The 17,220-nt window shown below is 35.0% G+C and carries 18 protein-coding genes; 9 read left to right on the top strand and 9 right to left on the bottom strand.

Features of this window, described 5'->3' with window-relative positions:
- The first annotated feature begins 80 nt into the window (after positions 1–80).
- The 5 genes from OOK84_RS03480 (at position 81) to purH (ending at position 3,719) form a co-directional block, all read left to right on the top strand.
- Positions 81–524, top strand: coding sequence for a PAS domain-containing protein (locus tag OOK84_RS03480; protein ID WP_253309455.1), 444 nt, complete (start codon positions 81–83; stop codon positions 522–524).
- 98 nt (positions 525–622) lie between these two features.
- Positions 623–829 carry a 50S ribosomal protein L35 gene (rpmI, locus tag OOK84_RS03475; RefSeq protein ID WP_064125368.1) on the top strand — a complete coding sequence of 69 codons (207 nt, stop codon included), beginning with the start codon at positions 623–625 and terminating at the stop codon, positions 827–829.
- 20 nt (positions 830–849) lie between these two features.
- Positions 850–1,215: a 50S ribosomal protein L20 gene (rplT, locus tag OOK84_RS03470; RefSeq protein ID WP_264730972.1), complete on the top strand. Its 366-nt coding sequence runs from the start codon at positions 850–852 to the stop codon at positions 1,213–1,215.
- A gap of 12 nt (positions 1,216–1,227) precedes the next feature.
- Complete coding sequence (fmt, locus tag OOK84_RS03465) at positions 1,228–2,127, top strand: methionyl-tRNA formyltransferase (RefSeq protein WP_264730970.1); 900 nt, start codon at positions 1,228–1,230, stop codon at positions 2,125–2,127.
- A gap of 80 nt (positions 2,128–2,207) precedes the next feature.
- Entirely contained in the window at positions 2,208–3,719 is a 1,512-nt protein-coding gene (gene purH, locus OOK84_RS03460; protein WP_264730968.1) for a bifunctional phosphoribosylaminoimidazolecarboxamide formyltransferase/IMP cyclohydrolase, read from the top strand.
- A gap of 16 nt (positions 3,720–3,735) precedes the next feature.
- On the opposite strand, the gene OOK84_RS03455 is transcribed toward purH, so the two are convergent.
- Both OOK84_RS03455 and gltX read right to left on the bottom strand, forming a co-directional pair.
- Positions 3,736–3,870, bottom strand: coding sequence for a hypothetical protein (locus OOK84_RS03455; protein WP_264730966.1), 135 nt, complete (start codon positions 3,868–3,870; stop codon positions 3,736–3,738).
- Positions 3,871–4,726: 856 nt separating this feature from the next.
- Complete coding sequence (gltX, locus tag OOK84_RS03450) at positions 4,727–6,157, bottom strand: glutamate--tRNA ligase (protein WP_264730964.1); 1,431 nt, start codon at positions 6,155–6,157, stop codon at positions 4,727–4,729.
- A gap of 147 nt (positions 6,158–6,304) precedes the next feature.
- Here gltX and OOK84_RS03445 point away from each other — a divergent pair, with 147 nt between their 5' ends.
- Both OOK84_RS03445 and OOK84_RS03440 read left to right on the top strand, forming a co-directional pair.
- Positions 6,305–7,021, top strand: coding sequence for a hypothetical protein (locus OOK84_RS03445; RefSeq protein WP_264730962.1), 717 nt, complete (start codon positions 6,305–6,307; stop codon positions 7,019–7,021).
- 63 nt (positions 7,022–7,084) lie between these two features.
- On the top strand, positions 7,085–9,163 hold the full coding sequence (locus OOK84_RS03440; protein ID WP_264730960.1) for an acetyl-CoA carboxylase biotin carboxylase subunit: 2,079 nt from the start codon (positions 7,085–7,087) through the stop codon (positions 9,161–9,163).
- Here OOK84_RS03440 and OOK84_RS03435 read toward each other — a convergent pair.
- The 6 genes from OOK84_RS03435 to OOK84_RS03410 are packed head-to-tail and all read right to left on the bottom strand — an operon-like array spanning position 9,146 to position 13,719.
- Positions 9,146–10,144 carry a COX15/CtaA family protein gene (locus tag OOK84_RS03435; RefSeq protein WP_264730958.1) on the bottom strand — a complete coding sequence of 333 codons (999 nt, stop codon included), beginning with the start codon at positions 10,142–10,144 and terminating at the stop codon, positions 9,146–9,148. The genes OOK84_RS03440 and OOK84_RS03435 overlap by 18 nt on opposite strands.
- Positions 10,126–11,724, bottom strand: a complete 1,599-nt coding sequence (locus tag OOK84_RS03430) for a glycosyltransferase family 2 protein (RefSeq protein WP_319803089.1) — start codon at positions 11,722–11,724, stop codon at positions 10,126–10,128. Before OOK84_RS03430 ends, OOK84_RS03435 begins: the two co-directional genes overlap by 19 nt.
- Positions 11,725–11,738: 14 nt before the next feature.
- A complete protein-coding gene (locus tag OOK84_RS03425; protein ID WP_064125097.1) occupies positions 11,739–12,215 on the bottom strand; it encodes a F0F1 ATP synthase subunit B family protein in 477 nt (158 codons plus the stop codon).
- Positions 12,216–12,223: 8 nt separating this feature from the next.
- Positions 12,224–12,703: a F0F1 ATP synthase subunit B family protein gene (locus OOK84_RS03420; protein ID WP_264730954.1), complete on the bottom strand. Its 480-nt coding sequence runs from the start codon at positions 12,701–12,703 to the stop codon at positions 12,224–12,226.
- A gap of 3 nt (positions 12,704–12,706) precedes the next feature.
- A complete protein-coding gene (locus OOK84_RS03415) occupies positions 12,707–12,934 on the bottom strand; it encodes a F0F1 ATP synthase subunit C (protein WP_250294934.1) in 228 nt (75 codons plus the stop codon).
- Between the two features lie 59 nt (positions 12,935–12,993).
- Complete coding sequence (locus OOK84_RS03410) at positions 12,994–13,719, bottom strand: F0F1 ATP synthase subunit A (RefSeq protein WP_253309466.1); 726 nt, start codon at positions 13,717–13,719, stop codon at positions 12,994–12,996.
- Between the two features lie 230 nt (positions 13,720–13,949).
- Here OOK84_RS03410 and OOK84_RS03405 point away from each other — a divergent pair, with 230 nt between their 5' ends.
- Together OOK84_RS03405 and pheT are read left to right on the top strand one after the other, a co-directional pair.
- A complete protein-coding gene (locus tag OOK84_RS03405; protein WP_253309467.1) occupies positions 13,950–14,237 on the top strand; it encodes a hypothetical protein in 288 nt (95 codons plus the stop codon).
- Positions 14,238–14,357: 120 nt separating this feature from the next.
- Positions 14,358–16,754, top strand: coding sequence for a phenylalanine--tRNA ligase subunit beta (pheT, locus tag OOK84_RS03400; RefSeq protein ID WP_264730952.1), 2,397 nt, complete (start codon positions 14,358–14,360; stop codon positions 16,752–16,754).
- Here pheT and OOK84_RS03395 read toward each other — a convergent pair.
- Positions 16,751–17,083 (bottom strand): hypothetical protein, encoded by a 333-nt coding sequence (locus OOK84_RS03395; protein WP_406718934.1) that lies wholly within the window; start codon positions 17,081–17,083, stop codon positions 16,751–16,753. The genes pheT and OOK84_RS03395 overlap by 4 nt on opposite strands.
- Positions 17,084–17,220 lie beyond the last annotated feature (137 nt).

Genomic DNA, 17,220 nt, shown 5'->3' with positions numbered 1-17,220 from the left:
TATGCACCTTGTGGTAAGGAAAAATCAATATATTCACGATAAATTTACCTCATATCTGTGTTTTATATGTGGAAATTGGAATGGAAATTTATGTAGGCAAAGAAAAAAGAATAGCAAATGTGGTAACTGAGCACTGGAGTGACATAAAAGGACCAGACAGAGATTGGCCAGAAAGGCACGAAATAGACACTGCAGAAATAATGGAGTCATGGCAGCATTGTTTTATCATTGAAGTCAAGGATCAAGGTTATATTTGTGAAAATGCAGGAGAAAAGGCTGTTGAATTCTATGGTTTTGAGAAAAAGACGCGCATTGATAATAAGTATGCAATTGATGCACCATTTTTGCGACTATATAAAATAGATGCAGTTATTGATAAACTTGATGCTGTAATAGAGAGTAAATGCCCAATCAATGAAGAGGAAGAAAGTGAAAGTGTTAAAATGAGGCAAGTATTGTTACCACTTGGGAATAAAGAAGGTATAACACACATATTGGGCGTAATTACTTTTAAACTCCTTTAATATACAATTTTAATTTGATTCTTTAATAAAATTATTTATACTAATGCTTAATTACTATTAAAGAACTCAATAGTAGTGTTTGTAAATTTATTTGGAATATGAAGAGAATAAAATTAAAAACCAAATCTTCTGTTAAAAAGCGCTTTCACCTTACAGCTAAGGGTAAAGTCATTTCTACTCAGTCAGGCAAAAGGCATGGCATGGTAAAGAGAAGTAAATCTAATATTCGTAATCAGCGCGGTACAACGATTCTTGGTAAATCTGACTCGCGTATAGTTAAGCTTTATATGCCTTATGGTATTTAACAAAATGGAGGTAAAATAAAATGGCTCGGGTAAAACGTGGAGTCACTACTCACGCTCGTCATAAAAAAATATTGAAACTGGCAAAGGGTTATAGAGGACGCGCAAAAAGTTGTTATAGAATTGCATTACAAAGAGTTGAAAAAGCATTGCAATATGCTTATAGAGACAGAAGAACTCGTAAACGTGATTTCCGTAGCTTATGGATAATACGTATTAATGCAGCAGCAAGAGAGCATGGGCTTACTTATGGTAGGTTTATGCATGGTCTTACACTTGCCGGCATTGATTTAAATAGAAAAATTCTTGCTGAGATGGCCGTTAATTATAAGGATGATTTTGCCACATTAGTAGAAGCTGTAAGTGGTAAATTAGCGGAGAATTCTTAAAGCAAAAACACCATGAGAATTATTTTCATGGGATCACCAGGATTTGCTGTTAATTCTCTGAGCTTGTTACTGAAATCAAAGAGCGAAGTGGTAGCAGTATACACCAAGGCTCCAAAACCTTCAGGACGTGGACAGAAGCCAATGAAATCTCCAGTACATGTTATCGCTGAAGAAAGTAACATAGAGGTATGTACTCCTATCTCTCTAAAGTTTTTGGCAGAGCAAGAAAAATTTAGAAATTTCAAACCAGACGTTGCAGTTGTTGCTGCGTATGGATTGATACTTCCAAGAAAAATTTTGAATATTCCTAAATATGGTTGTATTAATATTCATCCTTCATTACTACCAAGGTGGCGTGGTGCAGCTCCGATACAGCACACAATTTTAGCAGGAGATCAAGAAACCGGGGTTAGCATTATGCAATTGGATGAAGGATTAGATTCCGGCCCTATTTTAAAACAGGAAAAATTTCTTATCGAAAAGAACGATAACTACAAGACATTGCATGATAAATTGTCTGAATTAGGCAGTGATTTACTGCTGAAAGTGCTAAACGAAATTGAAAAACAGGTTCCCTTAAAACAGAACGATAATGATGCATGTTACGCTGACAAAGTGGAAGACTATAAAATTTATGCAAGTGATGCTTGTGATGTTGCTTATAGAAAGGTTAAAGCGTTTTACCCAAAAGCGTTCATCAAGATAGAGAATAAACGTATCAGGATACTTGATGCTGACTTTGAAGCTCTCGCTTCAGAACAAGGTAAGATTGTTAACGATAATATGCACATAAGTTTAAAAGGTGGCACTTTAATTCCTAAAGTTGTACAAATGGAAGGGAGAAATCCTTGCAGTATTGAAGATTTTATTCGTGGCTTGAAATCAAGCATGGTAAAAAAATTTATAGAATAGACTGCTTTAAATTAGTTTAGAAATGTAATAGCTAAATTTCCTTTTGTTAGATATAATCTTAAAAAACTTTCCGTACAAAAATGAAAATAAAAAGAGCTTTAATATCAGTATACGACAAAACGAATATAATTGATCTTGCATCGTTTTTAATGCAGCAACAAATAGAAATTCTCTCAACGGGAAATACTTATAAAGCACTATCTGATGCCGGAATAAAAACACAAGAGGTCTCAGATTACACACAATTTCCAGAGATACTGGGTGGTAGAGTAAAAACTTTACACCCTAAAATTCATGGAGGAATACTTTGCAATAGAGAAAAGCACAAAACGGAAATGCAAAATCTAGGTGTTGAGCCAATAGACCTGCTTATGACTAACCTATACCCATTTTGGGAGACAGTAAGTAGCGGCTCAAATGAAGATCAAATTATAGAACAAATTGATATCGGCGGAGTGGCGTTAATTAGAGCTGCAGCAAAAAACTTTTGTTTTACTTCAGTTATTTCTAGCATTCAAGACTATGAAGCACTAAAAGCTGAGATGATAAAAAATAACAATGAAACAACATTGGAATATAGAAAACATTTAGCAACCAAAGCATTTGCTCTCACTGCACACTATGATTCTAATATTCACAGTTGGTTTTTATCCCAGAGTAAAAATAATGAGTTGCCAGAGTTTTTTGCACTATATGGACATAAAGTACAAGAACTCAGGTATGGTGAAAATCCCCATCAAAAAGCTGCATTTTATAGTAATCAATTTACCAAATATCCGCTAGAAAAAATACATGGGAAAGAGTTGAGTTATAATAATATAGTAGATATAGAGTCCGCACTTAACATAATTTCTGAGTTTAAAGAGCCTGCAGCAGTGATAATAAAGCACAATAACCCATGTGGCACTGCTGTTAGTGATAATGCTTTGGAGGCATATGAAAAGGCCCTATCGTGTGATGAAGTAAGCAGTTTTGGTGGTATAGTAGCTTTAAATCGGGAGATAGATTTAAAGCTAGCAGAAAAATTAAACGAGATATTTTTGGAAGTAGTGATAGCACCTTCAGTCAGCAATGAAGCACTAAAAATTTTGCAAAGAAAGAAAAATTTAAGAGTGATTATTCATAAATCTTTCCAACAAAATGTGAAATACCAAACTAAAAATGTTGTTGGTGGGTTTTTGGTGCAAGAAAATAATGACCACACAATAAAAGCAGAACAAGTAACAGAATGCACTACAACAGAAAAAGAAAAGGAAGATCTTATTTTTGCCTGGAAAATATGTAAACATGTGAAATCCAACGCAATAGTTATAGCAAAAGATGGTTGTGCTATTGGCATCGGTGCAGGGCAAACAAGCAGAATAGATAGTGTGAACATTGCAGTAAAAAAAGCAGGTGAAAAATGTAAAGGTGCAGTGCTTGCTTCAGATGCATTTTTTCCATTCCCAGATAGCATAGTAGAAAGTGCAAAACATGGAATTACAGCTATAATTCAGCCTGGTGGCTCGCTGAAAGATCAAGATGTGATAAAAGCTGCAAATGAAAATAAAATTGCTATGTTTTTCACTGGCGTTCGCAGTTTTTTCCATTAGGCTTTGTGTCTTATGGCTAGAGATTTTTCCATATCATACCACCATAACTGTATGAACGTTGTGATTTGAGTCCACAAGGTAGGATGTCATTCAAGTAGCCTCCTTCCCCTGTCATCCCAGTGCCCTGACTACTTGGATCCAGATTGGACACTGAGCTGGTGAGTATAAAAGTATAGCTTCTACGTCATACCGTGATTTATTCACGGTATCTCACATAGATCCCGCTAACAAGTAGCGGGATGACGATTGTCAAGGTGTCATCCGAGTAGCTTGACTACTTGGATCCAGGAAACTTAACTTTAAATAAGTGGCTGCATAATAAAGACTAGATTCCAGCGTCACGCGCTGGAATGAAAAGTTCGCGGCGGCATCCTCGTCATCCCGCCACGGTATCTCTAGATCCCGCTAACAAGCAGCGGGATGACGGTTGTCAGGCTAGCTGTCATCCCAGTGCTCCTTTTTTTGTCATCCGAGTAGCCCCTTTTTTGTCATCCCAGTGCTTGACACTGGGATGACACCCTACTTAACCATCATACTGCCGCGGTATCTCTTAGCCGCTAACACATAGCGGAATGATGAAGTTATCGTCATTCCACCGCGAACCGTCATACCGCGATTCATTCGCGGTATCTCATCCGCTAACAAGAGATCCCGCTAACACGTAGCGGGATGACGGTTGTCGTTTAGCTATAAATGTTTAAGAAATTTACCAAATGAAAAAAAGGCAAAAGAAGCCCCGTGGTGCGAGTTTTGACCCTATAATAATTTAAACTGGCGCTGTAATAATGTGCTAACGCTTAAAATAAGCGCGATTTGGCTGAATGTAGAAAAAATAAAAAAGACATGCAGCCGCTATAATTTTATGTAATCCGCCAATAAATACCCTGAGTTTTTTACTGAATTTTGTCATTGAGCCTGCAGGTCAAAAACAAGTTTTGAGTCATAAATACCCTTATTGTCATAATAAGGGGGCTGGCGGAGTTTGTCAAGGAATTTTCTTATTTCATTTAAATTGCTTGTAACCTTCTTATACACTCGTCTTTACCAAGAATCACCATGATATCGATGATTCCAGGTGCATCCATTACTCCAGTTATAGGGGCACGTAATGAGTGGTATACACTGCTTATTTTCATATCATGTGATTTTGCACATTCCTTGATCTGAGAAGATAAAAAACCCTTATTCCAATTTTCATCACCGATCTTTGACAGAAATGATGCGAGTAACTTAATTATATTGAGGTTAGATTTGACAATTTGACAAGCTTCTTCACTTAAATCAAGTGGCGGATCTTGAATATAAAATTTTGCTAAATCCAATAATTCGGTCAGGTAGTTTGCTCTTTTTTTCAGCTCTGTCAGTCCCTGCAGTAAATAGCCCTTTTTTTTGTCAGTTAGAGTATTTTCTCTAAGCATTAGAGTCAGAATATCTTCATTGCTCATATTACTAATATAGTGGTTATTCAAATGCTCCAGTTTTTTGAAATCGAGCCGTGCAGGTGAACGACCAATACTTTCTAAATTAAACCACTCTATTGCTTGCTCATCGCTAATAATCTCATCGTTGCCGTGACTCCAGCCAAGTCTCAGCAAGTAATTACGCATCGCTTTTGGCAATATTCCCATCTTTTCATAATCGCAAACGCTTGTGGCACCATGCCTTTTGGATAGCTTATTCCCATCTTCCCCATGGATAAGCGGCACATGCGCAAAACGTGGAACATCAAAATCAAGAGCCTGGTATATTAGCAATTGCTTAAAAGTATTAGTGAGATGGTCAGAACCGCGTATTATATCAGTTATTCCAGCATCATGATCGTCAACTACCACGGCAAAAATATATGTTGGAGTGTTATCAGAGCGTAAGATCACTATATCATCAAGCTGGTCGCTATTTACTTTGATTTGGCCGTATATTTTATCATCAACGACGATCTCTTGCGAGTCTGGCACTTTGAAACGGATAACTGACCTCACACCCGATGTCATTCCAGCGCGTGACCACATATTTTTTTCTGGATCCCAGTGTCGAGCACTGGGATGACAAGAAGGAGGTTTTGTAGTACATTTATGCTTGTATATCTTGTCCTCTTCTCTTGCTTTTATTTTCTTTTCTGCAACTTCATCTTCAGGGCAGTAACAGTGATACGCCCTACCCTTCTCAACTAAAAGGTTTGCTACTTCTTTATGCCGCTCTATTCTTTTTGACTGATATACTATTTCCCCATCACAGCTCACACCGAGCCATTTTAGCCCTTCTATAATTGCATCAATTGCTTCTTGTTTTAAACGTTTTCTGTCGGTGTCCTCAATCCTTAGCAAAAACCTGCCACCATGATGCTTTGCATAGAGCCAATTAAATAAAGCAGTACGAGCCCCTCCAATGTGCAAAAACCCTGTTGGCGATGGAGCGAATCTCGTGACTACGTCTGGCATGTTATTGTTACAGTAAAGTATAGGCTATGATACCCAAAATCCACGTTTGTAACAATGTAGAATTTATTTATTCTGAGAGATTAAATTTTATTTATTTTTAATAAACTACATTGTATAATTTATTATTGGTTAATAGTTAGGTACGTTATGACTGGATCTACAGATGAGATAAAAGAATTGCTCTCAGCTAATGAAGATAATGTCAATTGGCGTTACACCGGCCCATTTGATAAAACAAAACAAAGAATTAGGGGAGATAATCTCCTGCATTTAGCTGCAAAAACAGGAAAGGTTGATAAGTTTTTATCTATTTTCAAGAAAAGTGTTGAAAGTAATGTTCATTTGTTAGAGTACAATAAAGATCATGAAAATCCATTTCATATAGCAGCAGAAGTGGGGATATTACCAAGTGTAGTAAAAGGAATATTCAAGCATTTGGAGTCTGAAAAAACTAACCCAAATTGTGATCCGAAAAAATTAGAAAATGTCAAGAATTATGTTAAAGAGGCATTGTGCAATAGATGTGCGCTAGATAAATCTAAAAAGACTCCTCTTGACTGGGTTAGTAAGACAGTCAAAAAAGAAATAAAAGAAATCGCAGGCATAAAAGACAGCTTTATATGTAACCAGAAGTTTCGCCTATGCTTATATATAGTAGGAGCGATAGCATGTATTGCTGCTTTATGTTTGTCTTTATACTTTTTATTTTTAGTTTCTCAGTCTCTTGCATTGGCTTCGATGGCTGGGATAATTTCTGGTGGGGCTGCGTATCTGTCAGGCAAAGTATTTAGTGAGATACATGACTTGCATGACGTGAGCACTCCAGTAGAAACTTTTAGTAATGCGGATCTTGCAAGGATATAACAAAAAATTGCAGGCAATGATATAGAAATTTACTTTCTCAACTTAAGAAAGTATACTGATACGATGACGGAAAAGAAGTACAGTAAGATTTTAATAGCAAACAGAGGAGAGATTGCTTGCAGGATTATCAGAACTGCCCATAAGATGGATATATCTTGTGTATGCGTATATTCGGATGCGGATATAAATTCTGTGCATGTAAGGCAAGCAGATGAGTCGAGGTATATTGGCCCTTCGCCATCTTGCCTCAGTTACTTAAACATCGAAAAAATATGCGAGGTAGCAGTTGAAACAGGTGCACAGGCAGTTCATCCTGGTTATGGGTTTTTAGCGGAAAATCCAGATTTTCCACGTGCTCTTCAAAAACATAATATAGACTTCATCGGCCCCAGTGCAGAAACAATAGAAGTTACAGCCAACAAAATAACGGCAAAAGAAGAGGCAAGAAAGGCTGGAGTAAATGTAGTACCAGGATATATGGGCAAGATTAAAGATGTCGCTCATGCAGCCATCGTTGCTGAAGAGATTGGTTTTCCAGTTATGCTAAAAGCTGCATCAGGCGGTGGTGGCAAAGGAATGCGAATTGTAAATTCCAAAAAAGAAATTGAACTAGCGTTCATATCAGCAACAAATGAGGCGGAGAAAAGTTTTAAGGATGGCAGTATCTTTATAGAGAAATATATAGAACTACCAAGACATATTGAAATACAAATCATAGCAGATAAATATGGCAATATAGTGTGTCTTGGAGAAAGAGAATGCTCGATACAAAGGAATAACCAGAAAATAATGGAAGAAACGCCAAGTCCATTCATTAGTGAAGAAGTAAGACAAAAAATGTATGTCCAATGTGTTTCTCTGGCAAAGCAAGTTGGCTATTTTTCAGCAGGCACTGTTGAGTTTGTTGTAGATAAAGACCAAAACTTCTATTTTCTTGAGGTAAATACGAGATTGCAAGTTGAGCATCCAGTAACAGAATTTATAACTGGAATAGACATAGTAGAAGAAATGATTAGAACTTCCTGTGGAGAGAAATTGAGATTCAATCAGGATGATATTAAACTTACTGGTTCTGCAATAGAAAGTAGAATTTGCGCTGAAGACCCATCGAAGAAATTTTTCCCTTCCAGCGGAAGAATAAAATATTACGATAAACCGGATGAAAATGATTATGTAAGAATAGATGATGGAGTTGCTGCAGGTTCAGAAATTAGCACGTTCTATGACTCAATGATTGCAAAAGTTATAACATATGGAAAAGATAGAGTAGAAGCGATCAGTAGAATGCAAAAAGCATTGTCTGAATGCTATATAGAAGGAGTAACAAATAATATAGAATTTCTAGAATCCATCTTCCATCACCCAAATTTTATTGCAGCAAAGCTCCATACGAGATTCATTCCAGACCATTACCCTAGTGGGTTTCACGGCGATTTTGTTACAGAGGAGTATATTAAAATATTTATTTTCACTGCGTTATATGTTCATTTGGAAAATGAAGAAAGGTACCATCATAAAGCAGTGAATGAAACACCTCAGGTGTCATTCCAGTGCGTGACACTGGAATCTAGTAAAAAAGAAGGGGCACCAGTATCAGCTACTCGGATGGCAGGTGACCGTGCAAGAGATTTATTCATAGTGAATATAAATGACAATGAGTACTCCGTAAGTGCAAGATATCAAGATAATATATTAACAACAGTATATAACCACAATAAATACTCTGTAGTAGGCAAGTGGAAATCAAGTCATAAGTTACTATATATTACAATTAATGATGATGCTGATATAACATTTAAAGTAGAAAAACAAGGCAGCAAATACTTCATAAGACATGCAGGCATGAAAGCTGAGTGTTGTATATTTAAGCCTCATGTAGCTGAATTAAGTAGGTTAATGCTAAATAATGAAACAGAAGGGATTTCAGCAGATGCTGTAAAATCCCCAATATCTGGCTTATTAGTTAAGTTGCACGTAAATATAGGAGATCAGGTGGAAATAGGACAACCTTTATTTGTGGTGGAGGCAATGAAAATGGAAAATATCATATGTGCTGAAGCAGCAATGGTGATAAAAAATATTCTCGTTCAAGAAGGAAAAAATGTGCAGATTGGTGATGTAGTATTAGCTCTGCTTTCTTAAATAACACAAGAAGTATAAACTTGACCCAAACAAGATAAATGAAAACACTTGATGAGCTATGGCAATGGCTATTGGTATGTGCAATAATAGAGTAATTACACCCAAAATGATCTGAATGATAACGGAGAGCAGCATAATATATACCGGTTTTACGCTAGCATTTTTTACTGTGAGTATTACTACCAAAGCTATTATTAGCAATGCCAGTGCTCGATGTATAAATTGCACTGTTGCTCTGTTCTCAAAGATATTCAGCCATATAGGGTGTAAGAAAAATAAATCTTCTGGAACGATTTGTCCGTCCATTAGTGGAAAGGTATTGTAAATCAAACCAGCATTTAATCCCGCAACAAACGCACCGAAAATTATTTGTATTACAATTAGGGCCAAAATCATCCCTGTGTAGTATATAGTGTCACTACTAATCTTAAGTTTAGTTTGCTTTGGCCTGATTTGGTAATCAAAAAATTGATATGACAATAATGCAAAGACAATTAATGCTAATAATAAGTGAAGTGCAAGCCTATAGTGGCTAACATGAGGTTCAGTTACTAAACCACTTTTAACCATATACCAACCAGCAAAAGCTTGTAAAGCTCCAAATAATAATGCCACAAATAGCCTTATTACTACCTTTTTAGATATTTTTCTTCTTAATGTAAAATATATAAATGGCAGGACAAAAACTAAACCTGTTAGTCTTGCAACCAATCTGTGTACATATTCTATTAAGTATATAGCCTGAAATTCCTCCATACTCATACCATAGTTGAATGCTTTATACTCAGGTGTAGTTTCATATTTTAATTTTTCTTGTAGCCAATCTTGTCCACTGAGTGGTGGCAATGTTCCAGTGATGGGTTTCCACTCCGTGATTGACAATCCTGCTTTTGAAAGTCTGGTAAATCCACCAATCCCCACCATGAGAATTACCATAATACAGCAGAGAAAAAGCCAAATAGCTACAGGTTTTGATTCCATAAACCATGCTGAGTTTTGTTCCATCTCTCAGGGTAAAGAATAAATTCCCATAAGGCAAGAAAAGATGCAACACTATGTAGCAGGCTATAGACCGGAAAAAATATCGATACTATATAAAAATAAAAAGGCATCTTTTGCTGTTTGACAGCTATTACCAAAAGAATCAGGTTAGTAACGTATACCACTACAAAGTAGTACAAAAATAATTCATTTAAAACTTTAGTTAATATCAATGAAAGCAGTAAAAATGGAGTAGTAAAAAATATAAAAGCTGCAGAGCCAACAAAAAGATTCAATAGCAAAATTCCCTTAAATCCAGTGTGTTTATAAAGTGACTTTATATTTTTTAAATGAACAATATAAGTTTGCATATAGCCTTTGATCCAGCGCGCTCTTTGCTTAATCCAAGCAAATACAGCAATTGGTGACTCTTCCAATGTTTCTGAGTCAATCATCCTGGTTTTATATCCCATTTGCGCAAGTCTCAAACCAAGGTCAGCATCTTCGGTAACACTATAAGCATCCCAGAAAAACAATTTTTTTAGAATTTTTACTGAAAAATGATTACTGCTACCACCCAAAGGCATTGGCATGTTCATTTTTTGGAATCCAGGCAATAAGTATTGAAACCAGTTCATATACTCCAGAGAAAAGGATTTTGTGAGAAAATTATGATCATAATTATAGTAATTCAACCTTGCCTGTACACAGGCAAGCTTATCGTCGCCCTTATTAAATTCAATCAGTGCTTTTTTTAACTGCAATGGGTCTGGTTTATCATCCGCATCATATATTACTGCATACTTTCCTCTAGCAAAGCTCATAGCATAATTGCATGACTTGGCTTTTGTTCTAGGCAAAGAATGAGGCACTTTTATTACTTCAAAATACTGTGGTAAAGTGTACTTTTCTATAGCTGCTAGCGTTTCCTGGTCATCACTTTCTACCTGAAGCTTCACATCTAATTTCGATTTTGGATAATCCAAACTTTCAATGCTTTCGATCAATTGCTCTATCACTGCACTTTCTTTAAAAGCAGGCAATAAAATAGTATATATAGGAAAATCTTCTTCATTCAGCTTACTATAATCCACTTTTTGGTTGGAGGTTTCACATAAGTTAAAAATTGTAGCTATAAACTTGAATAAATAACTAGAACATCCGATTATAAATATCAACATCAAAGCAAAATATGTATATTTCTCTGTTAGTGTTAAAATTGAAGTTACAATAAAGAAAGAAGCAAAAAATATTGAGCTTAGTTTAATGCTTTTAGCTGAAAAATTAGCATTCTTGTAATATAAGTAGTTGCTTGCAAATTCTGAAATACCAAAGTGCGAGTTAAGAAGATTTAAAATCTGTTCGCTATCCACTTTTATTAATACATAGTCAATACCGTAATGAGCTTCGACCCAACGGTTGATATCTCGGCTTGTGTCTTCAACCATAAAAAAAGTAGTATCATTTAATTTTTGCCAAGGAATTATATTAAATTTATAGTAAAAAAGTTTCTCTTGCTCTTTGCATAAACTAGAATCAAACTTAATTTTTTCTACATTATCAGCTTGAAGTATAGGCAATTGTTGCATTAAACCTAATGCAATTTTTTATTTAAGTCACGTGAAAATGAAGATATGACCTCGCTACTACGCTTATCATCTTTACGTTCATGCATTATTTTTTTTACAGCATCAGCAGCTATATTCGCTGTGTTAGCCTGTAAGTCTCCAAGAGCTTTTTCAACTTGGTCAGTGACTTTCTTCAAGTTAGAATGGGCATTGTCATCTAATGTCTGATCTAGCTGCTGTCTATTGTGCTTAATGATACTATTAGCTTTATCAAGTGCTTCATTCATCATTTTATTAACTTCTGCATCTAATTCTTTGTATTTTTCAGAAGATTTTTTGTAATACTCCAACATATCTTTCCTGAATTTTTCAGTTTCTTCACTTGAAAATTTGCTTTTGTTACGCTTATTGTTAAGCGCATTTTTTATCACTTTCTTTAGCAATTTATACGAAAGGACAAAACTTACCAAGAAGGCAAGACCGATAATCAGTGATGTAGACATAAAAACCCCTAAAATTCTTTGGACACCAAGTCAGCAACAAACTCCTCTTCAATTTCAGAATTGGTCAATTTAGTATAATAAATTAAAGCAATACTAGTAGCCATTTGTTTTAACTGATCAGTATATTCAGATTTAAATTCTGCCACTTTTTCTTCAATAAGCTTGCTCTTTTTTTTGTCTTCCTCTTCTAATATATTCTTAACATTAGCTCTCATTTCTTCTACCTGAGCAAGTGCATCATCTATGATCCTTTTTGCCTGTATTCTAGCTTGGTTTAAAGCGGCATTATACTTGGCAATCTGCTCTTCCGTGAGTCTTAAAAGATGAACAGAACTATTAAAAGAATCCAATACTTTTTTACTTCTAGTGCTTATTATTTCATCTAACTTTGGTAAAAATAAACAACTTACTACGAAAAAAAGTGAAGAGAAAAAAATTAAAAACCAAAAAACTTGAGAAAAGAAGGTTGAAACATCAAGCTGTGGCATGTGTTAAGCAACAAATATTAATAATACTGCAAGTAAAAACGCAAGCAATCCCATTATTTCAACCATAGCAGCACCAATATAAACGTAAGTTTTCATTTTACCTTCCGATTCAGGATTCCTCGCAATCCCATTCAGCATAGCAGAAAAGATATTAGCTATACCTAAACCAGCACCGAGCATTCCAAACGCAACTAAACCAATTGCTATAAATTTTAAAGCTACTAAATCCATATATTACCTTTAAACATTTCTTTATAATATAATTGTAAAATATTCTGCAAGGAAGTCAATTACTTTACTGCATCTGACAAATATACACATGTTAATATAGTAAATATATAAGCTTGTAAAACTGCAACAAATACTTCAAACCCTATCAATGCAATTATGAACAAAAACGGCGCAGGAGTGAGAAATATGTTCATATTTACAATAAACCCTGCTATCACTTTGATAATTGTATGACCCGCAATCATATTTGCTGCAAGCCTTATTGATAGGCTAATCGGCCTTACTAAATAAGCAAACAACTTAATAATAATTATTATAGGTGCAAGCCACGAAGGAGTTCCTTTTGGTAGCAATATGCGTAAAAATTCTACTCCCCTTTCTTTAAATCCAACAATCGTTATATAAATAAAAACCACCATCGATAAAGCGAAGGTGACTATCACATGACTTGTGACCGTGAAACTATAAGGAAGAACACCAACCAAATTACATGATAAAATGAAAATAAACACTGTAAATATCAATGGAATGTGCTGCAAGCCTTTGCTTCCAGTGTTACTTTCTATTATTGAAACAACAAAATCATATACATATTCAACTGCAGCTTGCAAATATCCTGGTATTACTGACCCCTTCTTTATTCCAAAAAGCAAAAAGAGTATCACCAATATCACCGAAATCATCATGAAAAGAGATGAATTGGTAAAGCTTACGTCATACCCAAATAACCTAGGTAACTCTATTATTGTATATACTTTAAACTGTTCCAGTGGATTTAATGCCATTTTAATCTGAACTATAAACAGTAAATAAAGTATGAATTTTATAGGACAAAGTCAAGAATTAAGATAAAGCCCTGTATCATTATAACATTGATACATTAACAAAATATGTAATTAGAGTATTAATTACAGTCAGCTCTGTATTTTAAAACTTACTAATCTTATTAAATAATTCAATATCTTGACTTAACATCTTATTTTAATTATAATTTAATTTTTAGTGAGGTATTATTATGAACGAAATAGATTTTATTAACACTAATCATCCTTTAAATTTAGAGCAGGAATTTGGTAGTGGATACATTAAACTAACAGATGGCTCCTTTAACGAATATACTGGCCATTATCAAATGGGAAGCGAAATACTAGATAAAAGCCATAATATGATAGGAAACTTAACTATTGATGGTTACATTCATAACTTCCATGAAGATAACCACAATATGAATCTTAAGCTCTCTATGGAGATAGATTTAAAAGGTGATATCGAGAAGATAAATTCTCTCTACAATAATATATAAAATTACAAAAACTTCTGCATCCTTGTTTGTGATGTAGAAGTTACCTTTTATTCCATTACAACAAGCTTTAAAAGCACTACATTTTATATTACAATAACTCTTTTATTTCTTTAAAGGTTCATGAAATTCACATTATCTTGGTTATTAGAACACTTAGAAACCAATGCTAGTTTAGAAGAAATTACCGATAAATTAACTCACATAGGGTTAGAAGTAGAAGATGTGATCGACAATACCAAATTAGCTGGTTTTATTGTTGCAAAAGTATTAGAAGTTGCACCTCATCCAAATGCCGATAAATTAAAATTATGTAAAGTAGATGACAGAAGTAAAACTCTACAAATAGTTTGCGGAGCAAACAATGTTAGAGAAGGTATGAAAACTGTGCTTGCATCTCTTGGTAGCACATTGCCAGAAAGTGATTTCACAATCAAGCCTACAAAAATACGAGGAGTGCTAAGTGAAGGGATGCTCTGCTCTGCTTCTGAACTTGCGCTAGTTCAAGAGGAAAGTGAAGGAATAATCGAGCTTTCCGATGATTATAAAGTAGGGGATAAATTTTTCAATTGTGACCCTGTAATTGATATAAATGTTACTCCAAACCGTGGAGATTGCTTAGGCATTTATGGAATAGCTCGCGACCTTGCTGCAACTGGAATTGGGACATTAAAGACTTTAAGCATTCCACAACTTACCAGCTCCATAAATTCACCAATCGATGTTGAAGTGACTGACGGAGAAAGTTTTATTAGTGGAATATACATCGCCAATGTAAAAAATCAAGAAAGCCCAAAGTGGCTAAAAGATAAATTGGAATCGATAGGAATGCGCTCCATTTCTACAATAGTTGACATTACTAACTATATTATGATATCTTTTAATCGTCCAATGCATGCGTTTGATGCAAACAAAGTAGATGGCAAACTTACAATAAGAAAAGCAAATGATGGAGAAAGCTTCTTTGCTTTAAATGGTAAGGAATATTTACTGGACAATAATATAAACATTTATTCTGATAGTAAAAATATTCATGGAGTTGCTGGAATTATAGGTGGAAAGTGCAGTGAATGTACTCTTGAAACCACCAATATTTTTTTGGAATTAGCTTTGCTCGATCCAATCTCTATCACTAAATCTTCAAGACAGCTCAGCATCTCCACAGACGCTAGTTACAGATTTGCACGTTCAATCGATCCTGGATTTACCCTTGATGGACTCAATCTTGCAGCCAAAATGATTTTGGATTTATGTGGTGGAGAAGTCTCAAGCGTAGTGTCTGCCGGTAATCTAGATAAAGAATACACCTCTGTCATCCAAGTAGCTGACACTGGGATCCAGAAAAAACCATGCCGGAATGATGCTAAGATAAGCCTTGATTACCAAGATATAAACAAGTTTGGAAGTGTATCTGTATCACCTGATGAGACGTTCGATATCTTAACGAAACTAGGGTTTAGTATTGATAAAAAAACCGAAGGCAATTGGAATGTACAAGTACCAAGCTGGAGACCGGACGTGACTATACCTGCTGACCTAATTGAAGAAGTAACAAGAATATACGGCTATGACAAAATAAAAGAAGAACCACTACCAAATAATGTTGAAGAAGTAGATAGTACATACGACAATTTGCGTATTTTGATGACAAACAGAGGGTTTCATGAAGTGCTAACCTGGTCGTTTATGAGTGAATCAACAGCTGAAAAATTTGGTTACTCGAATAAGTTATTTATCATCGATAATCCGTTTAACAATAACTTTAATATGATGAGACCAAGTATTATGCCAAATTTATTGCAAGTCACTGCTGATAATATTGCCCATGGAGTATCTGATCTTGCAATCTTCGAAATTGGGCCGATTTACGATGGTGAAGCTCAGTCTAAACATGTCTTAAGTGGAATAAGAACAGGAAATAATTTACCGCGAAACCATTATAATATTGATAGGAAAGTAGATGTTTTTGACGCAAAGGCTGATTGCATAGCAGCTTTGGAGTTTTTTAACGTCAATTGCGATAATTTAACGATAGAGAGAGCAGAAAAAGAATATTATCATCCAGGAAAGTCAGGCACCTTATCTTTTAGAAGTAAAATAGTTGTTTATTTTGGAGAGTTGCATCCTAATATATTAGATCTTTTTGACATCAAGCAAAAAGTTGTAGGTTTTGAGGTAATACTAGAAAATATTGAAAATTTACCTGTAAGTAGAAAGAAATTTATCGATTATAAATACCAAAGTGTAAAACGTGATTTTGCATTTATTGTAAATAAGGATGTGGAAGTAGGTAACATAATCAATGTGGTAAAAAAAAGCTCAGAGCTCATCACAGAAGTTTTAGTATTTGACGTATACCATGGAAACAATATAGAACCGAATAAGATGTCTATAGCATTGTCAGTTACTTTCTGCTCTCCAATCCACACTTTAACTGAAAAAGAGATCCAAAAAGAATCAAGTGCTATAGTTAATTTAGTATGTGAAAATACCGGAGGAACCTTGAGAACTAGTCATTAAAACGTAATCACAGTTTCCTGATTTTGCTGTGTCACACTTACTTCATCCAATCTATTCCCTATCTTGAATTCAATATCCTTAAAAAATCTATTCCACATTCCATGCAAATGCTCTTCTATTTTAGGCCATACATCATCCTTAAATGTTTCACCATCATCAGAAAATACATCACCTATCAAGGCTCCTACTTCTTCATAACTTGATTCGAAATGTTGAAGAAATGTCTCTATTTCCTTATGAGTATCATGTGCCACACTCAACGCTTTTCCTTCTACGTTGCCATTTTTGTTTATAACAGTAGCTGATAACCCCAACCGAATATAACCCAAACCTACCTGCAAAGAGTTCCAGGCCTTCTGAGCAATATTCTGAGTCAGTTACTTTCTGCTCTCCAATCCACACTTTAACTGAAAAAGAGATCCAAAAAGAATCAAGTGCTATAGTTAATTTAGTATGTGAAAATACC

The organism is Wolbachia endosymbiont (group A) of Sphaerophoria taeniata (assembly GCF_947250735.1).
In the GTDB taxonomy this organism is placed as follows: Bacteria; Pseudomonadota; Alphaproteobacteria; order Rickettsiales; family Anaplasmataceae; genus Wolbachia.
This window is presented reverse-complemented; position numbering and strand designations above follow the sequence as displayed.

Excerpts from the sequence above, each read along its gene's own strand:
- OOK84_RS03480 (WP_253309455.1), top strand. The coding sequence starts at position 81 with ATGGAAATTTATGTAGGCAAAGAAAAAAGAATAGCAAATGTGGTAACT.
- rpmI (WP_064125368.1), top strand. The coding sequence starts at position 623 with ATGAAGAGAATAAAATTAAAAACCAAATCTTCTGTTAAAAAGCGCTTT.
- rplT (WP_264730972.1), top strand. The coding sequence starts at position 850 with ATGGCTCGGGTAAAACGTGGAGTCACTACTCACGCTCGTCATAAAAAA.
- fmt (WP_264730970.1), top strand. The coding sequence starts at position 1,228 with ATGAGAATTATTTTCATGGGATCACCAGGATTTGCTGTTAATTCTCTG.
- purH (WP_264730968.1), top strand. The coding sequence starts at position 2,208 with ATGAAAATAAAAAGAGCTTTAATATCAGTATACGACAAAACGAATATA.
- gltX (WP_264730964.1), bottom strand. The coding sequence starts at position 6,157 with ATGCCAGACGTAGTCACGAGATTCGCTCCATCGCCAACAGGGTTTTTG.
- OOK84_RS03445 (WP_264730962.1), top strand. The coding sequence starts at position 6,305 with ATGACTGGATCTACAGATGAGATAAAAGAATTGCTCTCAGCTAATGAA.
- OOK84_RS03440 (WP_264730960.1), top strand. The coding sequence starts at position 7,085 with ATGACGGAAAAGAAGTACAGTAAGATTTTAATAGCAAACAGAGGAGAG.
- OOK84_RS03435 (WP_264730958.1), bottom strand. The coding sequence starts at position 10,144 with ATGGAATCAAAACCTGTAGCTATTTGGCTTTTTCTCTGCTGTATTATG.
- OOK84_RS03425 (WP_064125097.1), bottom strand. The coding sequence starts at position 12,215 with ATGTCTACATCACTGATTATCGGTCTTGCCTTCTTGGTAAGTTTTGTC.
- OOK84_RS03420 (WP_264730954.1), bottom strand. The coding sequence starts at position 12,703 with ATGCCACAGCTTGATGTTTCAACCTTCTTTTCTCAAGTTTTTTGGTTT.
- OOK84_RS03415 (WP_250294934.1), bottom strand. The coding sequence starts at position 12,934 with ATGGATTTAGTAGCTTTAAAATTTATAGCAATTGGTTTAGTTGCGTTT.
- OOK84_RS03410 (WP_253309466.1), bottom strand. The coding sequence starts at position 13,719 with ATGGCATTAAATCCACTGGAACAGTTTAAAGTATATACAATAATAGAG.
- OOK84_RS03405 (WP_253309467.1), top strand. The coding sequence starts at position 13,950 with ATGAACGAAATAGATTTTATTAACACTAATCATCCTTTAAATTTAGAG.
- pheT (WP_264730952.1), top strand. The coding sequence starts at position 14,358 with ATGAAATTCACATTATCTTGGTTATTAGAACACTTAGAAACCAATGCT.